22 protein-coding genes are annotated in these 21816 nt (G+C 70.4%); 7 read left to right on the top strand and 15 right to left on the bottom strand.

Annotated elements, in window-relative coordinates:
- The first annotated feature begins 52 nt into the window (after nucleotides 1–52).
- The 3 genes from HZS54_RS18600 (at nucleotide 53) to HZS54_RS18590 (ending at nucleotide 3950) form a co-directional block, all read left to right on the top strand.
- Nucleotides 53–526, top strand: a complete 474-nt coding sequence (locus HZS54_RS18600; protein ID WP_179918562.1) for a YbaK/EbsC family protein — start codon at nucleotides 53–55, stop codon at nucleotides 524–526.
- Nucleotides 527–666: 140 nt separating this feature from the next.
- The gene (locus tag HZS54_RS18595; protein WP_179918561.1) at nucleotides 667–2811 is read left to right on the top strand and encodes an acetate--CoA ligase family protein; all 2145 of its coding nucleotides are present in this window, start codon (nucleotides 667–669) and stop codon (nucleotides 2809–2811) included.
- On the top strand, nucleotides 2808–3950 hold the full coding sequence (locus tag HZS54_RS18590; RefSeq protein WP_179918560.1) for a phosphotransacetylase family protein: 1143 nt from the start codon (nucleotides 2808–2810) through the stop codon (nucleotides 3948–3950). Before HZS54_RS18595 ends, HZS54_RS18590 begins: the two co-directional genes overlap by 4 nt.
- A 330-nt stretch (nucleotides 3951–4280) precedes the next feature.
- On the opposite strand, the gene bioD is transcribed toward HZS54_RS18590, so the two are convergent.
- From bioD to HZS54_RS18550, 8 genes are all read right to left on the bottom strand, one after another.
- Entirely contained in the window at nucleotides 4281–4994 is a 714-nt protein-coding gene (gene bioD / locus HZS54_RS18585; protein ID WP_179918559.1) for a dethiobiotin synthase, read from the bottom strand.
- Nucleotides 4991–6202, bottom strand: a complete 1212-nt coding sequence (locus HZS54_RS18580; RefSeq protein ID WP_179918558.1) for an aminotransferase class I/II-fold pyridoxal phosphate-dependent enzyme — start codon at nucleotides 6200–6202, stop codon at nucleotides 4991–4993. The genes bioD and HZS54_RS18580 overlap by 4 nt, the downstream gene beginning before the upstream one ends.
- Before the next feature lie 85 nt (nucleotides 6203–6287).
- Entirely contained in the window at nucleotides 6288–6887 is a 600-nt protein-coding gene (locus tag HZS54_RS18575) for a hypothetical protein (protein ID WP_179918557.1), read from the bottom strand.
- Between the two features lie 86 nt (nucleotides 6888–6973).
- Nucleotides 6974–8152 carry a saccharopine dehydrogenase family protein gene (locus tag HZS54_RS18570; RefSeq protein ID WP_179918556.1) on the bottom strand — a complete coding sequence of 393 codons (1179 nt, stop codon included), beginning with the start codon at nucleotides 8150–8152 and terminating at the stop codon, nucleotides 6974–6976.
- A gap of 30 nt (nucleotides 8153–8182) precedes the next feature.
- On the bottom strand, nucleotides 8183–9331 hold the full coding sequence (bioB, locus tag HZS54_RS18565) for a biotin synthase BioB (RefSeq protein ID WP_179918555.1): 1149 nt from the start codon (nucleotides 9329–9331) through the stop codon (nucleotides 8183–8185).
- Nucleotides 9332–9398: 67 nt separating this feature from the next.
- Nucleotides 9399–10103 (bottom strand): protein sorting system archaetidylserine synthase, encoded by a 705-nt coding sequence (locus HZS54_RS18560; protein WP_179918554.1) that lies wholly within the window; start codon nucleotides 10101–10103, stop codon nucleotides 9399–9401.
- Between the two features lie 98 nt (nucleotides 10104–10201).
- Nucleotides 10202–10537 (bottom strand): DUF7344 domain-containing protein, encoded by a 336-nt coding sequence (locus tag HZS54_RS18555; protein WP_425484345.1) that lies wholly within the window; start codon nucleotides 10535–10537, stop codon nucleotides 10202–10204.
- 77 nt (nucleotides 10538–10614) lie between these two features.
- A complete protein-coding gene (locus tag HZS54_RS18550) occupies nucleotides 10615–11280 on the bottom strand; it encodes a helix-turn-helix domain-containing protein (RefSeq protein ID WP_179918552.1) in 666 nt (221 codons plus the stop codon).
- A gap of 130 nt (nucleotides 11281–11410) precedes the next feature.
- Here HZS54_RS18550 and thrC point away from each other — a divergent pair, with 130 nt between their 5' ends.
- Entirely contained in the window at nucleotides 11411–12661 is a 1251-nt protein-coding gene (thrC, locus tag HZS54_RS18545) for a threonine synthase (RefSeq protein ID WP_179918551.1), read from the top strand.
- Nucleotides 12662–12679: 18 nt separating this feature from the next.
- Here thrC and HZS54_RS18540 read toward each other — a convergent pair whose 3' ends face one another.
- Entirely contained in the window at nucleotides 12680–13354 is a 675-nt protein-coding gene (locus tag HZS54_RS18540) for a metal-dependent hydrolase (RefSeq protein ID WP_179918550.1), read from the bottom strand.
- A 213-nt stretch (nucleotides 13355–13567) separates the two neighbouring features.
- On the opposite strand from HZS54_RS18540, the gene HZS54_RS18535 reads away from it, so the two are divergent.
- Nucleotides 13568–14641: a CNNM domain-containing protein gene (locus tag HZS54_RS18535; RefSeq protein ID WP_179923067.1), complete on the top strand. Its 1074-nt coding sequence runs from the start codon at nucleotides 13568–13570 to the stop codon at nucleotides 14639–14641.
- Nucleotides 14642–14674: 33 nt separating this feature from the next.
- Here HZS54_RS18535 and trxA read toward each other — a convergent pair whose 3' ends face one another.
- On the bottom strand, nucleotides 14675–15139 hold the full coding sequence (trxA, locus tag HZS54_RS18530) for a thioredoxin (protein ID WP_179918549.1): 465 nt from the start codon (nucleotides 15137–15139) through the stop codon (nucleotides 14675–14677).
- Between the two features lie 144 nt (nucleotides 15140–15283).
- On the opposite strand from trxA, the gene HZS54_RS18525 reads away from it, so the two are divergent.
- The gene (locus tag HZS54_RS18525; RefSeq protein ID WP_179918548.1) at nucleotides 15284–15583 is read left to right on the top strand and encodes a PRC-barrel domain-containing protein; all 300 of its coding nucleotides are present in this window, start codon (nucleotides 15284–15286) and stop codon (nucleotides 15581–15583) included.
- A 161-nt stretch (nucleotides 15584–15744) separates the two neighbouring features.
- Here HZS54_RS18525 and HZS54_RS18520 read toward each other — a convergent pair whose 3' ends face one another.
- The 4 genes from HZS54_RS18520 to HZS54_RS18505 form a co-directional block, all read right to left on the bottom strand.
- A complete protein-coding gene (locus tag HZS54_RS18520) occupies nucleotides 15745–16143 on the bottom strand; it encodes an OsmC family protein (protein ID WP_179918547.1) in 399 nt (132 codons plus the stop codon).
- Between the two features lie 82 nt (nucleotides 16144–16225).
- Nucleotides 16226–16957 (bottom strand): metal-dependent hydrolase, encoded by a 732-nt coding sequence (locus tag HZS54_RS18515; RefSeq protein WP_179918546.1) that lies wholly within the window; start codon nucleotides 16955–16957, stop codon nucleotides 16226–16228.
- A 79-nt stretch (nucleotides 16958–17036) separates the two neighbouring features.
- Nucleotides 17037–17378: a hypothetical protein gene (locus tag HZS54_RS18510; protein WP_179918545.1), complete on the bottom strand. Its 342-nt coding sequence runs from the start codon at nucleotides 17376–17378 to the stop codon at nucleotides 17037–17039.
- A 58-nt stretch (nucleotides 17379–17436) separates the two neighbouring features.
- On the bottom strand, nucleotides 17437–19368 hold the full coding sequence (locus HZS54_RS18505; protein ID WP_179918544.1) for an ABC transporter ATP-binding protein: 1932 nt from the start codon (nucleotides 19366–19368) through the stop codon (nucleotides 17437–17439).
- A gap of 151 nt (nucleotides 19369–19519) precedes the next feature.
- On the opposite strand from HZS54_RS18505, the gene HZS54_RS18500 reads away from it, so the two are divergent.
- Entirely contained in the window at nucleotides 19520–20677 is a 1158-nt protein-coding gene (locus HZS54_RS18500) for a S1C family serine protease (RefSeq protein WP_179918543.1), read from the top strand.
- A 72-nt stretch (nucleotides 20678–20749) separates the two neighbouring features.
- On the opposite strand, the gene HZS54_RS18495 is transcribed toward HZS54_RS18500, so the two are convergent.
- Nucleotides 20750–21814, bottom strand: a complete 1065-nt coding sequence (locus tag HZS54_RS18495) for a DNA replication complex GINS family protein (RefSeq protein ID WP_179923066.1) — start codon at nucleotides 21812–21814, stop codon at nucleotides 20750–20752.
- Between the last annotated feature and the right edge of the window lie 2 nt (nucleotides 21815–21816).

Here is a 21816-nt window from a genome sequence, read left to right as displayed (position 1 = left end):
GGTGATACTGGGCGTGCGAGCGCATTTACCGTTGCGCTCCGTGCGGGGAGTCATGCACCCGCGAGCGAGCGAGTTCACGGATCGAGCGGCCGACCGGGGTGTCGAGGTCGACGCACGCGAGTTCCCCGAGGGGACGAAGACCGCGGCCGACGCCGCCGACGCCGTCGGCTGCGAGGTGGCTCAGATCGCTAGTTCGATCGCGCTGGTCGCCGACGAACTCGTCGTGGTCGTCACGAGCGGTGCCAACCGGGTGAGCGAGGCGAAACTCGCCGCGCTGCGCGGCGTCGACCCCGCCGACGTGCGGATGGCCGACGCCGACGAGGTGAAGGAGACGCTCGGCTGGGCCATCGGCGGCGTCCCGCCGTTCTGTCACGACCGCTCCGTGCCCGTCTATCTGGACGAGACGCTCCGAGGGTTCGAGACGGTGTGGGCGGCCGCCGGGACGCCCGAGGCCGTCTTCCCCGTCTCGCCGGAGCGCATCGAGGCGGTCGCCGACGCGGAGCCGGCCGACGTGGCCGTCGAGTGACCGGCGGTCGCGGGCCGCGGGTCACGACCCCTCGAACGCGGGAGCGCCGACGCGCTCCGAACCGACCGACCCTCGCGTCTTCCTGCGATGTGAGAAGCCGGGCTAGCTTATAAAATCGGTCGGGGCGAACTCCGGAGTAGATGGGCGAACTAGCGACACTGTTCGGACCGAAACGAGTCGCCGTCGTGGGCGCGACCGACCGGGAAGGGTCGGTCGGGCGGGCGATCACGGCGAACCTCCTCGCCGACTTCGAGGGGGACGTGGTCGCCGTCAACCCCACGAAAGACGAGGTCCTGGGGCTGGAGAGCCACGACAGCGTCGGCGCCGTCCCCGACGTGGACGTGGCCGTCGTCGTGGTCCCGCCCCCCATCGTCCTCGACGCGATCCGCGAGGCCGCCGAGGCGGGGATCCGCGACGTGGTCGTCATCACCGCCGGCTTCGGCGAGTCCGGCAGCGAGGGCGCCCGCCGCGAGCGCGAGCTCCGGGAACTGGCCGCCGAGTACGACCTCAACGTCGTCGGGCCCAACAGTCTGGGAATCATGAACACCAGCGTCGGCCTCAACGCCACGTTCGGCCCGGAGAACGCCCAAGAGGGGTCGATATCCTTCATGAGCCAGTCCGGAGCGTTCGTCACCGCCGTCGTCGACTGGGCCAACGACCGCAACCTCGGCTTCCACAACGTCGTCTCGCTGGGCAACAAGGCCGTCCTCGACGAGTCCGACTTCGTCCGCGAGTGGGGCGAGGACCCCGACACCGACGTGATATTGGGCTACCTCGAAGACGTGGTCGACGGCCGCGCGTTCGTCGAGTCGGCCCGCGAGGTCTCGACGGACACACCCATCGTCGTCGTCAAGTCCGGCCGCACCGAGGCCGGCGCCTCGGCCGCCGCCTCCCACACCGGCGCCATCGCCGGCTCCGAGGAGGCCTACGAGGCCGCGCTGGACCAGGCGGGCGTGCTCCGCGTCGACACCGTCCAGGATCTGTTCGACTTCGGGTCCATCCTCGCGGGCCAGCCCCTGCCCGAGCGCGACGGCGTCGCCATCGTCACCAACGCCGGCGGCCCCGGCGTGATGACGACCGACGCCGTGGGCGACTCCGACCTCTCGCTCGCCTCGTTCTCCGACGACACGGTCGAACGGTTCCAGGACGCGCTCCCCGACGAGGCCAACGTCTACAACCCGGTCGACATCATCGGCGACGCGCCCGTCGAGCGCTTCGAGGAGGCGCTCGACATCGCGCTGGCCGACCCGAACGTCGGCGCCGCGGTCGTGCTCGCCTGCCCGACGGCGACGCTCTCCTACGAGGACCTGGCCGACTCGGTCGTCGACCTGCAGGCCGAGTACGAGACGCCCGTCGCCGCGACGCTGATGGGCGGTTCCTCGGCCCGCGACGCGAACGAACGGCTCTCGCGGGCCGGCATCCCGACGTACTTCGACCCCGCCCGCGCGGTCCGCAGCCTCGACGCGCTCCGGGAGTACCGCGAGATCAGCCGCCGCGAGTACACCGAGCCCGAGACCTTCGACGTGGACCGCGAGGCGGCCCGCGAGATCCTCGAATCGGCCGCCCGGCGGGACACCAACCGGCTGGGCGTCGAGGCGATGGGCCTGCTCGACGCCTACGGCATCCCGACGCCCGACGGCGAGATCGTCGACGCCCGCGCGGACGCCGTCGAGGCGGCCGAACGGATCGTCGGCGCGAGCGGTGAGGGTGACGGAGACGACGCCGATGACGACGGAGACGGTGAAGTCGTCATGAAGATCGTCAGCCCGGACATCCTGCACAAGTCCGACATCGGCGGCGTCGCCGTCGGCGTCCCGCCAGAGGAAGTGGGCGACACCTACGAGGACCTGGTCACTCGCGCCCGCAGCTACCAGCCCGACGCGACGATCCTCGGCGTGCAGGTCCAGGAGATGGTCGACCTCGACAGCGGCGTCGAGACCATCGCCGGCATGAACCGCGACCCGCAGTTCGGGCCGCTCGTCCTGTTCGGCCTCGGCGGCATCTTCGTCGAGGTGCTGGAGGACACGACCCTCCGGCTCGCGCCCGTCAGCGAGGCGTCGGCCCGCGAGATGATCGACGAGATCGACGCCGCGCCGCTGCTGCGGGGCGCCCGCGGCCGCGACCCCGTCGACGAGGGAAGCGTCGTCGAGACGATCCAGCGCCTCTCGCAGCTCGTCACCGACTTCCCCGCCATCGTGGAACTGGACATCAACCCGCTCGTCGCCACCCCCGACGGTGCCCAGGCCGTCGACGTGCGACTCACCATCGACCAGGAGCAACTATGAAACCGATATTCGTCACTTCGACCGGAGAAGGCACCGGCAAGACAGCCATCGCGATCGCCGTCGCGAAACTCGCCCAGGACCGCGGCCTCGACGTGGCCTACTTCAAGCCCAAGGGCACCCGCCTCAAGAGCCCCGTCGGCAAGACACGCGACGAGGACCCGCTGCTCGCCAGGGAGATACTCGGCATCGACGCCGACCTGGCGGATCTGGAACCCGTGGTCTACTCCCCGGCGTTCATCGAGGAGGCCATCCGCGGCAACCGCGACGGGGAGGTCCGCGAGCGGGTGCGCGAGCACTTCGACGCGCTCGCCGACGACTACGACCTGGTCGTCGTCGAAGGGGGCGGCCGCCTGGAGACCGGCGGCATCGTCGGCCTGACCGACCCCGACGTGGCCGAACTGCTCGACGCGCGCACGGTCGTCGTCGGCGGCTACGCCAACCCGGCCGACGTGGACGGCGTGCTCGCCGCCGCCCGGCAGTTCGAGGGGCGGCTCGCGGGCGTGCTGTTCAACGCCGTCGCCGACGCGAACTTCGACTCGCTGAACACGGACGTGGTGCCGTTCCTCGAAGCGCGGGACATCCCCGTCCTCGGCATCGTCCCGCGCGTGCAGGAACTCGCCGGCGTCACCGTCGCGGACCTAGCCGACGCGCTCGGCGCCGACCTCCTCAACCCCGAGGCGTCGACCGACGGCTTCGTCGAGCGGTTCGCCGTCGGCGCGATGGGCAGCGACGAGGCCCTGCGGCACTTCCGGCGGATGCGCAACGCCGCGATGGTCACCGGCGGCGACCGCTCGGAGATCCAGGCCGCCGCGCTCGAAGCCCCCGGCATCGAGTGTATCGTCCTCACCGGCGGGCTCAGGCCCTCGGGCGCCATCCTCGGCAAGGCGGCCGAGGCCGACGTGCCGGTCCTGCTCGTCCAGTCCGACACCAGGGTGACCATCGACCGCGTCGAGGAAGTGATCTCCACTGGCCGGACCCGCGACCCGGAGACCGTCGAGCGGATGGTCGACCTTCTCGCCGACCACGCCGATCTGGAGGGACTGCTCGCGGACGGCGAACTGGGCCTCGGCGCCGATCCCGACGCCGGGAGCGACCACGACCCCGACACCGACGAGGACACTGACACCGACGAGGAGTGACGGCACGTCGCCCGGCCGCCGACGGACCCGAAACGGTCCTCGCTATCGGTCCCCGGCGGGTCGGTGGATCCGACTACTTCGGGTAACGCGTTCTTACCCCGATAACGGGACGATACTCGACCGTGAACGATCGCGTACACTTTTACTCTCGGAAACCTTCGTTTCCGATGGAGCCAGTTGGCTCCGTAGTGTCACACGCTGGGGCGTCTCGCCCCACCGTTCCCCTTTGTCGCTGGATCTCCACACGACAGCCGGCGTCTCGTCCGGCCGAAGACGCGGTATTCGGCCGGAGTCGTCACGCCGTCGAGAACCACGCACCGTCGGAGCCGCTCACCCGGTCGGAAACGCGTCCGTCGGGAGCCGTTCGCGGACGCCGGTGACGGCGTCGCGGGGCTCGTCGATTCCTAGCGGCGGCAGCGTCCACACCGGACGGCCGGTCATGTCGGCGAGCACGTCGGGGTTGGTCCGCTCGGCGACCGAGGCGCCCTCGTACTCGTTGAGAACGATCCCTTCGACCGCACAGCCGCGGCGTTCGAGCGCTTCGACGGTCAGCGCCGTGTGGTTGAGCGTCCCCAGGCCCGAGCGCGCGACGACGAGCGCGGGCACTCCGAGGTCTGCCACGAGGTCGACGACCTCCCGGTCGTCGGCCAGCGGGACGCGCAGCCCGCCGATCCCCTCGACGACGCCGACCGCCGCGTCGGCGAGTTCCCGCTCGCACCCCTCGCGGATCGCGTCGTAGGACAGGTCGACTCCCTCGCGCTCGGCGGCGACGGCCGGCGCGAGCGCCGGTTCGAGCCGTTCGAGACAGGTCGCGGCCGCGTCGGTCCCGCAGGCGTCGGCGACGAAGCCGGCGTCGTCGTCCGGCGGATACCCGGTCTGTGCCGGTTTGACGGCGCGGGCGTCGACGCCGGCACCCCGGAGCCAGCCGACCAGTCCCGCCGTCACGACCGTCTTCCCGACGCCGGTGTCCGTGCCGACCACCGCGAAGTCCGACACGCTCTCGCCGGACAGTTCCGCCACGGGCTCCGTGCGGTCGTCGCTCACAGCAGTCCCACCTCCCGACCGGCGGCCTCGAAGGCGTCGAGACAGCGAGCCACCTCCTCGTCGGTGTGGGTGGCCATCGGCGCGACCCTGATGCGGGCGGTCCCCTCCGGAACCGTCGGCGGACGGATGGCCGGCGCCTCGACCCCGCGGTCGGCCAGTCGCTCCCCCAGTTCCACCGCGTCTTCCCGGTCGCCGACCAGCACCGGGAGGATCTGCGTCTCGCCGAGTACCTCGTACCCCATCGATTCCAGCCCCTCGCGAAGCGTCGCGACGGTCTCCCAGAGCCGCTCGGCCCGGTCGGTCTCGCGGGCGATCCGCAGGGACTCGCGGGCGGCGCCGACCGCCGGCGGCGCCAGTCCCGTCGAGAAGACGAACGAGCGCGCGGCGTTCAAGAGGTACTCCACGAGCGCCTCGTCGCCGGCGACGTAGCCGCCCTGGCTCGCCAGGGCCTTCGAGCACGTGCCGAGTTGCACGTCGACGCGGTCGGCCAGTCCCTCCCGCTGGACGACGCCGCCGCCGTCGCCGAACAGTCCCGTCGCGTGGGCCTCGTCGACCATCACCCACGCACCGAACGCCTCGGCCGCGTCGCAGATCGCCGCCAGCGGCGCCACGTCGCCGTCCATCGAGAACACCGTGTCCGTGACGACGAGCCACTCCTCCTCGGTCCCGCTGTCGAGCGAGCCGGCCGCTCGCTGGGCCATCTTCGCCCGCAGGTCGTCGGGGTCGGCGTGGTCGTAGACGACGGTCTCCGCCGCACCGACGCGACAGCCGTCGACGATGCTCGCGTGGTTGAGTTCGTCCGAGAACACCACGTCCGGCGCGAGCGCCTCGATGGTTCCGATATTGGCGGCGTAACCCGAGGAGAACAGGAGCGCCCGCTCACAGCCCTTGCAGTCGGCCAGATCGCGTTCGAGCGCCCGGTGGAGGCCGGTGTCGCCGGTGACGAGGCGGGAGGCGCCCGCACCGGTGCCGACCGCGCGGGCGGCGTTCTCGGCGGCCTGGAGGACCCGGCGGTCGCTCGCCAGCCCGAGGTAGTTGTTCGAGGCGAACACGAGCGACTGGTCGCCGTAGTCCGGCGCCTCGCCCCGCGGATCGGGGCTGAATCGTGTCCGCGCACCCACGGACTCGGCCGGGTCGAGGTGGCGCCGCAGCCCCGCGCGTTCGCGCTCCCGCAGTCGCGCGTCGAGGTCGAAACCGCGCTCGGTCATACCCGGGAGCGCGGGCCGCTCGCCCCTCGTCCTTTCGGTCGGCCGCGCCAGCCCAACAGGGACGCGACCGCACCTACAGGGTCAACTACCCGTCCAGATACGAGACGAAGACCATCCCGTCGGTCTTCAGCTCGTACTCGACGGCGGTCGTCAGCTCGTTGTAGTTGAACGGTTCGGTGACGACGTGGTAGCCGTTCGGCGTCTCGCGAGTGAGGGCGACCTCGGTGTGGCCCCGCAGGTCCTCGACGAGCGTGTCGCGGTCGGCCGCGGTCGCGTCGTCCAGATCGAAGACGAAGTTCGTCTCGTCGCGGCAGGCGTCCGACTGCAGCGTCGACAGGAACTCGCCGTCGACCCGCTTGAACTTCCCGCGGACGCCCTCGTCGCCGTGGATCCGCCCCTCCAGCCAGTCGTCCATCGACCGCCGGAGTTCGAACGTCGCCTTCAACGCGTCGCGGGCGTTGGCGGTCAGGTAGAGGCGAAACCGCTCGTCGAACCGGCTCGCGGCGTGGGCCAGCTCGGCGGCTTTCCGGGCGAGTTCGCCCTCGCTCTCGACGACCTTCCGGATCGCCGGCGCCGCGTTGCTCGTCGTCCCCTCGTTCTCCTTGGCCCGCGCGAGCGCCACGAGCAGGTACACCCGGTCGCCGCCGAACTCGCAGTACTCGCAGAACGGCTCCATGTCGACCATGACCGACCTGCGCGGCCGGGGGACTAAACGCTGGTCGAACCGTGCGAACGGGAAGCACGACGCCGCGGGGGACCTCAAAGCGCCGCTCAGAAGCTCGGCATGACTTCCGCGGGGCCGTAGACGCCGTAGTCGCCCGCGCGGTTGCGGAGGACGGCGGCCTTCAGGTAGCCCAGCGCGGGCCCGTTGACGTTGGCCTCCATGCTCGTCGCGTCGTCGAGTTCGAAGGTGTTGGTGCCGCGCTCCCCGTCGAAGGTCGTGCCGGTGACCCGGACGGTCGTCGTCGTCGGTTTCTCGTCGGAGCGCACGTCCAGCACCCCGCCGACCGACACGTCCTCGGCGTCGCAGATGCCGGCGCGCTCCAGCAGCACGTCGTCGGCGTGCTCCATGTCGTGGAACTCCAATCGGCCGTCGTGCTCCTCGATGAGGTCCTCGATCTCGGCCTCGCTCATCTCCCGGGCGCGCTCGATGTCGTAGCCGTCGAGGTGGGCGATGTCCTCGCGCACGGTGCCGCGGTTGTCCTCGTAGCCGGATTTGAGACCGACGCCCCACCAGATCTCGACTGATTCGACCTCGACGAACGACTGGGCGGCCAGCGCCGCCGCGCCGGTGAGGAAGCCGGGGGTCGCGCCCGCGCCGCAGACGAACGTGATGCCGCTCGATTCGAGCGTGTCGGCGCGGTCGTCGAGCATCCCGATGACCCGCGAGCGCTTGAGCACGTCGACGAGGACGCCCTCGTAGCTCGCGTCGGCGAACCGCTCGGCGACCCGGGGAATGAAGTCGTGTTCGAGGTTCGGGAGTGCGAGCAGGACAGCGTCGATAGCGTCGCTCTCGGCGATCACGTCGTCGATCGGCGTCTCGGTGGGTTCGCCCTGCGCGCTGGCGACGATGCCGGCGTCTTCCCCGGCCTGTTTCACGCCGTCGCTGGCGGTCCCGTCGCCGACCGAACCGCCCTCGACGGCGGCGGCTCCGCCGTCAGAGCCCGGCTCTGACGAGGTCTCGCTCGCGTGACTCGCGAGACCGCCGTCCGACGCGTAGTCGTCGGTCGGCGTCGCGGGCGTGTCGCCATCGGCCTCGGGACCCGAGGCGATGTTGCCCTCCGTCGCGTCGAGCAGTTCCTCCACGTCGAGGCCATCGTGGTCGACCGCGACGCCGTTGCGGTCGCAGGCCGCGACCGGGGTCAGACCGTCCTTGTGCCGGGCCACGTCGAGCGTTCGTCTGCCGATGCCGCCAGTGCCGAGTACCGCGAATGTCACGTCGTCGTCCATGTGTGTGTCTGAAACCGTCTGCTGTCGTCGTCAGTCCGAAACGTTGCTGGTCGCGCTGCCGGCAGCCGTCTCCGCGTCGCCCGCGTCACCACCGTCGGGTTCGCTCGGAGCGTCCGTCCCGCCGTCGGCGTGACGCGCCTTCACCGAGGCCGGGTCGAAGTCGTTGGCCTCGGTGTTGGGCTCAAGCCCTGCGCGTTCGACGACCTCGATGTCGTCGGCGGGCGACTGGCCCTCGGTCGTGAGGTAGTCGCCGGTGAGCATCCCGTCGGCGCCGGCCTCGAACGGCAGGTGTTGCTCGTCAGCGTCGAGGTTGGCCTCCCGGCCGCCGGTCAGCCGCACCCGCGCGTGGGGGTGCAACAGTCGGTAGACCGCGATTGTCGAGACGATCTCCTCGGTCGAAATCGCCGCGCCGTCGTCGAACCGCTCGCCCAGCGGCGTGCCCGCGACGGGATTGAGGATGTTCACCGGGAGCGAGGAGACGCCCACGTCCTGCAGGGCGACCGCCGCGTCGACCCGGTCGGTCGGGCTCTCGCCCATGCCGAGGATGACGCCCGCACAGAGGTCCATGCCGGCCTCCTTCGCGACTTCCAGCGTCTCCACGCGGTCCTCGAAGGCGTGGCTGTCGACGATCTCGGGGAAGAAGTTCGGGGAGGTCTCGATGTTGTGATTGTAGTGGTTGAGTCCCTCGTCGGCCAGGATCTCGGCTTCCTCCTCGGTGAGGATGCCCAGGGATGCGTCCACCTCCACGTCGGTCTCGTCGCGGACCAGTCGGATAGCTTCGAGGACCTCTTCCCACTCCTCCGGGCGGTGTTCCTTCGAGACGCCCTTCTCGGCGACGACGATGCCGAACCGCTGGGCGCCGTCGCGCTCGGCCCGCTTCGCCGCTTCGAGGATCTTCTCGGGGCCGAGGAAGCCGTAGTTGTCGATGCCGGTGTCGAAGTGGACCGACTGGGCGCAGAAGCCACAATCCTCGGCGCAGTCGCCGGCCTTGGCGTTGACGATCGAGCAGGCGTCGACGGTGCCGTCGCCGAACTCGGCGCGGACGGCGTCGGCCGCCGCGGCCAGCTCCTCGACCGGCTGTGCGATCAGCGCCAGTCCGTCGCGGCGGTCGAGGCGCTCGCCCGCCAGCACGCGCTCGACGGCGTCGTCTATCGTTCGGTTGCCGGTCTCGTAAACCACGATCGGCGTGTCGGTTGACGGGTGCAAAAAGGTTCCCCAGCGAGCGGGCAGCCGGCGGTCGGCGGCGTCACTCCCCCCAGTAGAATCGGGGCGCGAGGAACATGTACCCCAGCGCCGCGACGAGCAGGAATCGCGGGAGAAGTCGACCGTAGGCCAGCGGCGCGAGGATGGCGGCGGCCTGGACGACGCCGAGGACTCCGGCGTCGCGGGCCAGCAGTTTCGGGTAGGGGACCGGCGCGACCATCGCCACCGAGAGGACGACGGCGACGGCGAGCAGGCCCGGGACCCAGGTCAACCCGGCGAGGTAGGCGGCGGCCAGGATCGTCGCGCCGAGCGTGTTCTGGATGCCGGGGCGGTTCTCCCCCTCGCCGACGAACTCGCTGTAGAGGCTGGTCCGCAGGACCGAGAAGACGACGAATACGGCCCCGACGCCGACGGCCGCGACGGCCTGTGCGGGCGGTGCGGCCCCGATCCCGTCGCCCAGCCACCCCCACTCGGCGCCCGCGATGCCGACGACGAGCAGCGCGGGGGTCGCGCCGAACGACACCACGTCGGTCACCGAGTCCAGCAGCGGACCGACCTCGGTGCCGCCGAAAGTTCGGGCTGCGATCCCGTCGAGCGCGTCGGCGATGGCGGCCAGTAGGACGAGTCGGGCGGCGAGGCGGGGGTCCGAGAGCGCGACGACGCCGGCGGCGAACCCGACGACGGCGTTGCCGAGCGTGATGGCGTCGGCGACGCCGAGGCGCTCGCGCACGCGCAGCCCCTCGTTCATACCAGTCCGGTCGGTGAGCGGGTACATCAATCACGGGGAAGCGCGGTCGCCGAGCGCGCCCGCCGGGTCCGTCGAACACCGTCCGCGACAGGCCGCGCTTACCCGACGACTTCGAGCACCTGCGCGAGCGACTCGACGCGCTCGCGCGGGTCGACGATGTCGTGGTCCTGGTCGTATCGGACGGCGTCGCCGTCGGCCAGTTTCGGGACGTGCGTGTGGTACAGCGCGAGGTAGATCTCCGAGACCGTCTCGGAGGCGATCTCGCTCACGGGCCGGTCGTGCTCCCGGCGGGCCGTCTCGTCGGCCAGGTCCGCCAGCGTCAGTTCGCAGCCGTGGTCGTCGAGCGTCCGCACCACGTAGCGTCGGTATCGATGACCTAACAGTCCAAAGGCGTCCGTTACCGGGTTCGAAGCCGCTGTCGGCTGTGACTCCATACACCGATCGTGGGGCGGCGTCCGGGTCGGCTTTCGTACTGCCCACGTCAGGGGTTTATCAGGGAGGGGCGGTGCGGCTACGCTTTCTCCGCCGCGAGCGGCGTCACGCGGATGGTGTTGGCGACGAGCGCGTGGTGGCCCCGACGGAGTCGCTGCGAGAGCGACTGGCGCGTGATGTCGAGTTCGGCCGCGACCTCCGCGAGCGTCGCCTCGCGCGGTTCCTCGAAGTAGCCCAGCTCCCAGGCGGTGTTGAGCGCCTCGTGTTGCTTCTCGGTGAGGCCGTACTGGCTGCCGGTCCGCGGGTGTTCGGTCTCGTAGAGCTTCACGAGGTCGAAGGAGATGTCGAACCGCTGGGCGTACTTCTGGAACGCCTCCAGAGGATCGCGGTCGTCGAAGCGGATGCGGATGTCCCAGACGCCGTGTTGCCCCTTCGCTTCGAGGATCGTCGCGCCGGCCTGCGTCGAGGCGTACACCATCGTGTCGACGTTCTCGGTCCAGGTGGCGCGGTACAGCGACGCCGACTCGAAGTCGTCGAGCCGCCGGAGGTCCTCGATCGACGGGTCGCCCTCGGCGACGGCCTCGAACTCGTCGATCTCGACCGCGGAGACCCAGAAGTAGGGAGTGAGTAGCTCGTCGGCGGCCGCGACGCGGTCGATCTCGACGACGAGATCCGGGAGCCGGTCGAGCGTCTCGAACAGGGCGAAGTCGGCCGACGGGACGTGGAACTCTGCGAAGAGGCTCATGCTCGCCCGGTTGGGGGCCAGCCCGCATAATCTCGTTTGCGGGGTCGGTGCCGGTCGGTTGCGTCCGCGACGCCGAAAAGCCAGAAGGCATTTGTGACGGTCGGAACGACAGGTAGGCCAAGGCAACCCCATGACACCCGTCGAGGCCCTGGCCTGCGAACGCTGCGGGCGCCGGTACGCGCCCGCCGACGTCGAGTACACCTGCCCCGAACACGACGGCGTGGCGGGCATCCTCGACGTGCGCTACGATTACGACGCCCTCAGCGACGTACTCGCCGGTGTCCTCGACGGCCCGACGGAGGACCTGTGGACCTACGAACCCCTCCTGCCGGTCGACGGCGACCCCGTCAGGCTGGGCGCCGGCGGTACCGACCTCCTCGACGCGCCCGCGCTCGGCGACGCCCTCGGCGTCGACGCCCTCGTCAAGAACGAGACGACCAACCCCACGGGCTCGAACAAGGACCGCGGGAGCGCGGTCGCCGTCTCGCGGGCGCGCCAGCAGGGCCACGACACGGTCGCCTGCGCCTCGACCGGCAACGCCGCCGCCTCCCTCGCCGGCTACGCCGCCCGCGCCGGCCTCGACTGTCGCATCTTCGTCCCCGCCGACCTCCCGGAGGCCAAGGCCGTCCAGCCGCGGCTCTACGGCGCGACCGTGCTGGGCGTCGACGGCACCTACGCCGACGCCTACGAGCTCTGCCGGGAGGTCTCGGCCGAGCGGGGCTGGTACAACCGCAACGCCGCGATGAACCCCTACGCCGTCGAGGGCAAGCGCACGCTCGGGTTCGAACTCGCCGAGGAGGCTCCCGACGCCGACTGGGTCGCGATGCCGATGGGCAACGGCTGCTCGCTGGCCGGCGTCTGGAAGGGCCTCCGGGAGTTCGAACGGCTCGGCGTCGTCGACGACACGCCGAGACTGCTCGGCGTCCAGGCCGAGGGCGCGACCGCCATCTACGACCGGTTCGTCGCCGAATCGGACGACAGCGACGCCGCAGCGCCCGACGGCGGGGCGGTCGCGGACGGGGCGCTCGACGGCGAGGACACGACCGCCGACAGCATCGACGTGGGCGTCCCGCACAACGCGGGCAAGGCCTGCCGCGCGCTCGCCGAGAGCGGCGGCGACGCCGTCGTCGTCTCCGACGAAGCGATCCTCGACGCTCAACGACTGCTGGGCGAGTGCGAGGGCGTCTTCGCCGAACCGGCCTCGGCCGCGGCGGTCGCCGGCGTCCGCGCGGCGGTCGAGCGCGGCACCGTCGCGCCCGGTGAGCGCGTCGTCACCGTCGCGACGGGGACGGGACTCAAGGACTCCGCGAGCGCCCGCGAGGCCGTCGACGACGTGATCTCGGTCGACGCCGCCGGCCAGGGCCTGCCCGAGGACCTCTGAGAAGGGGGTCGCGGTCGCTCAGTTCTCCTCGACCTCGCCGAGTCCGAGCCGCGCGGCCGTCACGACGGTCCCGCTGACGAGGATGGCCAGTTGCCAGCCGTGGCGGACGACCGGGAACATCCGCTCGGGGTCCTCGACGGTGTCCGGGTCGGGGCCGCCGCCCTCCCCGCCGGGATTGGGGTCGACGCCCGTCGAGATGTTGACCTCCTGGGAGGAGCCGCGGCTGCGCGGGCCCGTCTGCTCGGTCTCGGGGCTCAGGTCGACGTAGCTCTGGACGATCCCGCGCTGGTCGGAGACCTCGAAGCGGCCGTCGAGGACGTAGAACTGGTCGTGGAGCGGCCACAGCGGGTTGACGCCGTGGTCGACGAAGTCCAGCCCGATGCCCGCGAACGCCAGCGCGACGACGCTGACCCACGCGAGGCGGACGCCCTCCGGTCCCCAGCGCCCGCGGACGAACGAGCGGTCGCGCACGCGCAGGTCGACGTACAGCAGCGCGCCCGCGGCGATCGGGATGAGGTAAGTGTGCAGGAGCGTGCGGTGGCCGGCGACGAACGCGAGGGCGAGAAACGAGTCCAGGTCCGGCGCGGCGACGACAGCGAGGACGACCAGTAGCGACCGGCGGTCGAAGGCCGACCCCAGCAGCGCGGCGGCGATCATCCCGCCGAAGGCGAGATGGACCAGCGTCGAAGGCATACCCGTGGCTGTGGGATGCAATGGCATAACCTTTCAGGACGGCTCTGCCGAACGGAGAAATCGGCCCGGAAACGCCTATCGGGCCGATACGTGGCCGAATTGAGCGTTCCGCCGCTTCTATAACCCTCGAAGGAGAAGCCGGCGGCGATGTCCGCCCTGGAGACCTGGATCCGGTTGATCGCAGGTGTCGGCGTAGCGCAGGCGCACAGCTCGATGACCTCCCTGGAGGTGTGGGCCCGACTGATCGCAGGCGTCGGGTTGATCCTCGCAAACGGCTTCTTCGTCGCGATCGAGTTCGCGCTGACCCGGGCGCGGCAGTTCACCGAGGAGGAGTTCGTCGACGGTAGCGCGGCCCTCGAACGGGCCTGGGAGATGACCAACAACCTGGAGATCTACCTCACCACCTGCCAGGTGGGGATCACCGCCTCCAGTATCGCGGTCGGGATCGTCGCCGAGCCGGCGCTGGCGGCGCTGTTCAACCCGCTGTTCGAGGGGACGCGGCTGGCGACCATCGGCGCCGGCGCCATCATCGCGTTCCTGATCATCAACCTCGTCCACCTCACCCACGGCGAGCAGACGCCGACGTATCTGGGCGTCGAGCGCTCGCGGATGGTCTGCCGGTACGGCGCGGCGCCGCTGTACTGGTTCAACTGGGCGATCTCCCCGCTGATCACCCTCGGCGACTGGGTCGCCAAGGGGACGCTGGGGCTGTTCGGCATCGAGATGACCGGCGCGTGGCTCGAAACCGAGGAAGACGTCATCGAGTCCCGGGCCGACCTGCGCAACAAGATGGGGTCGGTCCTCGAAGAGGGCGAACTCAGCGAGGAGCGCCGCGACGAGGTGATGAACGCGCTGCACATCGGCGAGCGCCCCGTCCGCGAGGTGCTGGTCCCCGCCGACGACATCGTCACGCTGTCGACCGAAGTCGACGCCGAGGAGAACTTCCGCCGCATGGAGGAGAACCCTCACACGCGATACCCGCTGGTCGGCGATGACCTCTCCGACTTCCGCGGGATCCTCTATCTCCCCGTGCTCGCGGGCCACCGCGAGGACCTCGCGAACGACGAGGCGATAGACTTCGAGGACCTGGCGGCGCCGCCGATGACGCTCTCGCCCGACGTGGACGTGAGCGACGCCATCGACCAGTTCCAGGCTGAGAACCAGGAACTCGCCCTCGTCATCGAGGACGGCGAGGTGATCGGGATGGTCACCGTCACCGACCTGCTCGAATCCGTCACCGGCGACATCGAGGACCCGATCGACGTGGGCGACGCGACGATGGACTGACCCCGCCGTCACCTCCTCCGCGGTCCGTCGCCGTCAGACGTGCTGGGCGACGAGATCGCGGAGCGCCCCCTCGTCCTGCACGCCGACGCGGCGCTCGGCCGGTTCGCCGTCGACGAACAGCAACAGCGTGGGGACGCCCTGGACGCCGTACTCGCGGGCGAGGCCTTGGTGGGCGTCCACGTCGACTTTCGCGACGGTCGCGTCGGTCGTCTCGGCGATGTCCGCGACGATCGGTTCGAGCATCTTGCAGGGGCCACACCAGTCGGCGTGGAAGTCGACCAGCACGACTCCCTGGGCGACGGTCTCCTCGAACTCGGCCTCGGTCTCGACGTGGACCGGTTCGTCGGGGGCGGCCGCGGCATCGGCGTCGGCCCTGGACCCGTCGGCCGCCCCGTCGTCCGAGAGCGTCGAACTCTCCCCCGATTCGAGTCGCTCCCGTTTCCGCTCGCGGATCCGTTCGAGTTCCTCGTCGGTCCGGTCGTCGCTGGCTTCGCTCATCGCCGTCCCGTAGGGGCCGCTCCCGTTTAACCGCCACGGCGTCGTGTCCGTCAGACGGACGGACGACGCTCGACGGACGGGAATTCGGGGACGGCGTCAGACACAGAACAAGAATTTAAGACCCCGCCAGCCGAGTTACGGCATATGAATCCCGAGACGGCGCCACAGGAGATCACGACGCTCGTGGGGCGGGAAGTCTACACCAAAAACGGCGTGTTCGTCGGCGAGGTCGAGGACCTGCGGCTCGACCTGGACGTCGAGCAGGTGACCGGCCTCGCGCTCCACCAGATCAACACGGAGCTGTTCGGCCCGGACGTATCACAGTCCCGCGGTGTCATCGTCCCCTACCGCTGGGTACAGGCGGTCGGCGACATCGTCATCGTCAACGACGTGGTCGAACGCGTCCACAGCGACGAGACCGACGAGGAAGAGGTCGCGGCCTGATTCGCTTCTCTCCGAATTCTCCTCCCGTGCCACCGTTTCCGGTGTCCCGCGATGCGACAGTCCCGTAGTTGCTCGTGTGGTCACCGTCGGGGACAGGCGGCGTCGCCGCTCGTCGGGGATAGGCGGCGCGAAAAACGCGGTGAACCGGTCCGGAGGCGGTCTCAGAACGCGTCGTCTTCGATCGAGATGTCGGCGTGGAGCGACTCCGTCAGCGCCGAGTGGACGTGGCAGATATCCTCGCCGAGTTCGACGATCTCCTGAGCGTCCTCGCCCAGGGCGGCCTCCGTCTTGACGGTGAAGGCGATCGATTCGAGGTCGTCGTCCTCGTCCAGGTCGGCCTCGACCTCGACCTCGACGTGGCCGATGTCGTCGTAGCCGGTCTGGTCGGCGGCGACGCGCAGGGCCGGGATGTAACAGGAGGCGTAGTCGGCCGCCAGCACCTGATTCGGCGACGGACCGTCCTCCGAGAGCGCGTCGACGACCAGCGACCACTCGCCGTCGATCTCGCTTTCGGTCGTGTACCCTTCCTCGCAGACGCTGGTGACTTCGATGTCGGACATACGCGAAGACGTTCGACCGCCCCCTTCTAAAAGGTGCCCAAGCGAGTCGAGCGCCCCGGAGACGGCCGCGGGCGGTCGTCGGTCAGTAGCCTTCCGAGAGGTCGAACGTCTCGTCGCCGTCGAGGACGTGTACCTCGGCGTCGGACCCCGTCCCGGCGACCTCGTTCACGAAGTCCTGCGTGTCGATCTCGATCGGCGGGAAGGTGTCGTAGTGCATCGGGAAGACGTGGTCGACGTCGAGCCAGTCGGCGGCGATCGCGGCCTGCATCGGCCCCATCGTGAAGTGGTCGCCGACGGGCAGGGCGGCGGCGTCGGGTTCGAGGAACGGCCCGATCACGTCGCGCATCTCCGTCATCAGCCCGGTGTCGCCGGCGTGGTAGAACGTCTCGCTCTCCTCGTCTTCGACCTGCGTCGGCTTCGTGTCGGAGATGACGAAGCCCGCGGGCATGCCGCCGGAGGCGCCGTAGCTGGTGTCCATGCCGTTGGTGTGGTCGGCGCGGTGCATCGTGACGAAGGCGTCGCCGATCTCGACGGTGCCGCCGAGGTTCATCCCCATCCCGCCGACGGCCTCGAAGTCGCCGTACTCGTCGCGGCAGTACTCGACGACCTCCGGCGTGGCGACCAGTTTCGTCCCCTCGTAGCGGTCCACGTCGCCGATGTGGTCGGCGTGGCCGTGGGTCAACAGGAGGAAGTCAGGGTCGAGCTCCTCCGGGTCGGTGTCGGTCTTCGGGTTCTCGAAGAACGGGTCGATCAGCAGGTCCGTACTCCCCACCGTGACGTGCCACGTCGAGTGGCCGTACCAGGTCAGTTCCATAGTCGCTCTGGGGTACGTAGCAGACGCACTTAATGGCACGACCACCGGCAGGTCGCGGGCCGAGGACGCCAGTGGGGAGTCACTCCTCGGCGTCGGATCGCTGTCGGCTCCCGTCGCCCTGCCGTTGCTGGCGTCGCTGCCGCTTCTCTCGTTCCTGTCGCTTCTTCCGCTGGTTCTCCTGCGCTCGCTGGCTCGCGTACCGGACCCACGCGTAGGCCTGGCGGTCGAGCGCGCGGAACAGGAGCGCGGCCGAGCCGACGACGGCGGCGACGACGAGCAGCGCGACGACGAGCGGCGAGGAGAGGTGGACCGCGACGTAGGCCGCGACGAGCGCGATCAGACTGATCTCCAGGCCGACCCGCAGCGCCGGCCGGCGCCAGTCCGGCTGCCCCGACTCGTCCGTCGCGACCCATCGGCTCATGATGCCCCATTTGAGCAACTCCGTGTTGTAGTTTGCCCCCTCTCGACGGTCGCGGGCCTCAGTCGTCGGCGCCGACGGGGGTCTGGGCGGCGGTCTCGTCGGTCTGGGAGGCCCACAGGCCCGCGTAAGCCCCGCCGCGGTCGACGAGTTCCTCGTGGGTACCCGTCTCGATCACCTCGCCCTCGTCCATGACCACGATCCGGTCCGCGCCCTGGATGGTCGAGAGGCGGTGGGCGATGACGAACGCGGTCCGGTCGGCCGTCAGCGTCTCCAGGTTGCGCTGGATGAGTTCCTCCGTCTCGGTGTCCACGTCCGAGGTCGCCTCGTCGAGGATTATCACGTCCGGGTCGTTCAGGAGCGTGCGGGCGATGGAGACGCGCTGGCGCTGACCGCCCGACAGTTTCACCCCGCGCTCGCCGACCATCGTGTCGTAGCCGTCGGGCAGATCGGTGACGAACTCGTGGGCGCCGGCCGCCTCCGCGGCCTCGCGGACGCGCCGGTCGACCTCGGCGGGGATATCGTCGTAGTTGGCCAGCACCGACCGGAACAGCTCGTCGTCGCCGTAGGCGACGTTCTCGCGGATGGTCCCGGAGAACATGTACGGGTCCTGCTCGACGACGCCGATCCGGTTGCGCAGCGTCTGCAGGTCGAACTCGCGAACGTCGGTGCCGTCGATCCGCACCGCCCCCGCGTCCACGTCGTAGAAGCGCGGCGGGAGTTTGAGCAGGGTGGACTTGCCCGACCCGCTCGTGCCGGCGAAGCCGACGGTCTCGCCGGCCTCGACGTCGAGGTCGACGCCGTCGAGGATCCGTTCGCCGCCCTCGGAGTAGCTGAAGTCCACGTCGTCGAACGTGACGCGGCCGTCGACCGAGTCGGGGGCGTGGCCGTCCGCGGCGGTCGTCACGTCGGCGGTGTAGCCGAGGACGCCGAAGACGCGTTCGGCGCTCGATTTGGCCTTCTGGTAGTTGTTGGCGGTCTTGCCGATCCGGGTCATCGGGCCGTCGAGATAGCGCAGGAACATGAAGTAGGTGACGAAGGCGCCGGCGGACAGGCCGCCCGCGGTGACTGCGTCGCGGCCGCCGAGGACGAGGATGGTCACGAACATCGCGCCGACGAGCAGGCGCAGCGAGGCGAAGAAGGCCTTCCGGACGGTGATGGCGTCGATCTTCTCGTCGCGGTAGCCGCCCGACTGCTCGGCGACGCGGTCCCGTTCCACGTCGTAGCGGTCGAACGATTTGACGATGGCCGCGCCGCCGAGGTTGTTCGACAGCCGGGTGTTCATCCGCGCGACCAGCTCGCGGATCCGCTTGTACTTCGGCTCGATCCAGATGATGAACTTCGCCGTCACCAGCGCGATGATCGGCACCGGGACGAGTACGAGGAGGCCGAGCCACGGCGCCGTGTATATCATCCACCCGCCGACGAGCGCGAAGATCATGATCGCCCGCGTGATCTCCCGTATCTCGGCGTTGAAGAAGTCCTCCAGCCGGTTGACGTCGCTGTTGAGGATGGACATCATGCCGCCGGTCTGGTGGTTGTTGAAGAAGTCGAGCGACAGCCGCTGCATGTGGTCGTAGGTGTCCAGCCGCAGGTCGTGCTGGATGCGCTGGGCGGTCGTCTGGAAGAAATAGCGCGACCCGAAGTGACTGATCGACTGGACGACGTAGGCGCCAGCGGCGAGCGCGCCGAGGTAGTACAGCAGGTCGAGCCGGGCGGCGGTGTGGTCGAGCGGGACGGGCTCGGCCGGGACGATGCCCACCGCCGAGAGGACGCTGCTGGCGGTGCCGGAGGGGTTGACCGCGAGGTCGATGGCGGCCGCGATGAGCAGCGCCGGGAACAGGCGCGCGACGCGGTTGACCATCGTCGAGACGACGCCGAGCGCCAGCGGCACCCAGTAGGGAGTCGCGTAGCGGAACAGGCTGAGCATCGGGTGGCCGTCGACTTCCTCGCGGATCTCGTCGAAACTGCCGTGTGGGTCGGGACGTGCCATTCGGTCGCCACCGCTTGACCGCTCGCGTTCAAAAACCCGACTCAGGGGGAGAGACTCTCTGGAATCGGCCGCCGCCCCCGAGCACGAACGGCGCGAACCCGACCGCCCGGCCCGTCCGCGGTTTTATTCGGCTGGTCTCCTACGTGCCGATATGGAAGACTCCGACTCGTCGCGGCGACGGTTCCTCGCCGTCTGCGGGACGGCGCTGTCGGCCGGGATCGCCGGCTGTTCGGACTCGATCCTCGGCGGCGACCCCGAGGACACGACGCCCGTCGACCCCGACCCGTCGACGCCCGCTCCCGACCCGGGCGGCGACGGCGGCGCGGACGGCACCGCCGGCGACTTCGAGCGGTTCGACGCCGACGCCGACAGCTCCTACGCCGACGTGTACCGCTCGACGGTCGGTTCCGTCGCCCAGATCCAGGTGTACACCGGCGGGCCGAGCCCCTCGCAGGGCACCGGCTTCGTCTACAGCGACGGCCACGTCGTCACGAACCAGCACGTCGTCGAGGGGGCCGAGAGCATCTACCTCCGGTTCGACGACAGCGGCTGGCTCGACGCGACCGTCCGGGGGACCGACGTGTACAGCGATCTGGCGGTCCTCTCGGTCGAGGAGTTACCCGAGAGCGCCGAGCCGCTGGCGCTCCGGGAGTCCGACCCCGCGGTGGGGACCGAGGTGATCGCGATCGGCAACCCCTTCGGCTACTCCGGGTCCGTCTCGGCGGGGATCGTCAGCGGCGTCGACCGGACGCTCCCGGCGGCCAACGACTTCACGATCCCCGACGCGATCCAGACCGACGCGCCGGTCAATCCCGGCAACTCCGGGGGACCGCTGGTCACGCTCGACGGCTCCGTCGCGGGCGTCGTCAACGCCGGCGGCGGCGACAACATCGGCTTCGCCATCTCCGCGCCGCTCGTGCGCCAGGTGGTGCCGTCGCTGCTCGAGACGGGCGGCTACGAGCACTCGTACATGGGCGTGCGCCTCCAGACGGTCGGGCCGCACCTCGCCGAGGCCAACGGCGTCGACGAGCGCGTCGGCGTCTACATCGCGGTCGTCCGCGACGGCGGCCCCTCCGACGGCGTCCTCCGGGGGACGACCGGGTCGACTGCGATCGACGGCCAGTCGGTCGACACCGGTGGCGACGTGGTCGTCGCACTGGACGACACGACCATCCGGACCAGTCGGGCGCTGTCGAGCTTCCTCGCGCTGGAGACCAGCCCCGGCGACACCATCGACGTGACCGTCCTCCGCGACGGCGAGGAACAGACGGTCGAACTCACGCTCGGATCGCGACCCGACCCGACCTGACCGGTCGCGAGCAGAACCCCTCCAGCCGCGGCTCGACAGTCGATTCTCGCGTCGACTCCGCAGAGAGAGACCTCAGTCCAGTCGCTCGGCCGCGTCGCGCTCGACGAGCGGCCCGGCGTTGGCCTCGGGCAGCGTCACCACGTCCTCGGCGGTGAGGTCGTACGAACGGTCGTCGACGCCGAAAATCTCGCCCACGTCGCTCGTGATCTTCACCGTCGCGCGGTCGACCGACGGATCCGACTCGGCGCCTGCGTCGGTCGAGTCCGCGTCCGGGCTCTCACCTCCACCGCCGCCGGGTGGCGGTGTCGGCGCGTCGGTCGCCGGGTCGACCGCGCTCGACCCGCCGTCGGCCTGGGGCGGCCGGTCGCGGGGGTCGTCGTCGGGTGACTGCTCGCCCGAGTCGACCGATTCGGCCGTCTCGGAACCGTCGCCCATCAGGTCGGCCGCGTCGACGCCGGACGCTTCGGTGGGCGCGTCCGGCGGGGGGCTCGGCGCCGAGTCGTCCGCGGGCGCGTCCGCCGACGGTGCGTCCGCCGGCGGCGCCGTCCCGGGAGCGTCACCCAGCTCGTCGGGGTCGCCCGGTACGTCGCGTCGGTCGCCGTCGGCGGGCGACGGTTCCGAGGCCCGGTCCGCAGCCGAGGCGTCCGTCGGGCCGGCGTCGGCTGCCGGGTCCGCGTCCGCTGGGTCGGCCTGGTTCGCTCCGGCCGCGGGCTCCGGGGTGTCCACGTCGGCGGCCGCCGCGGCGGGGTTCTCCCCGTCGATGACGGCCTCGACTCGCGCGCGGTTCTCCTCGATGGCACCGACCAGCGTCTCGAAGAGCGACCGCTCCTCGGTGGTGAGCCCCTCGTCCTCGGTGGGCATGTCGGCGGCGGCGAGCGACGCCATCTTGACGATCTTGCCGACGCGGCGCTCGTAGATTGCCTCGACGGTCCCCTCCGCGGTGTCGATGTCGTCGCTGAGGCGGTTGACCTCGGGGGCGTCCCACGGGTCGTCGGCCTCCTCGGCGGCGCGCTCGCGCTCGCGATGCAGTTGCTGGATGAACTCGCCGGCGTCCTTGTAGAACGACTCCCGCAGCTGCTGGAGGCTGTCGGTCTGCCGTTCGCGGCTCTGGGCCGACTGGAGTTCGTTCAGGTCCATCA

This window comes from Halosimplex pelagicum (assembly GCF_013415905.1).
GTDB classification, from domain to species: domain Archaea; phylum Halobacteriota; class Halobacteria; order Halobacteriales; family Haloarculaceae; genus Halosimplex; species Halosimplex pelagicum.
Note: the sequence above shows the minus strand (reverse complement) of the source record. Positions and strands in the feature narration are given on the sequence as shown.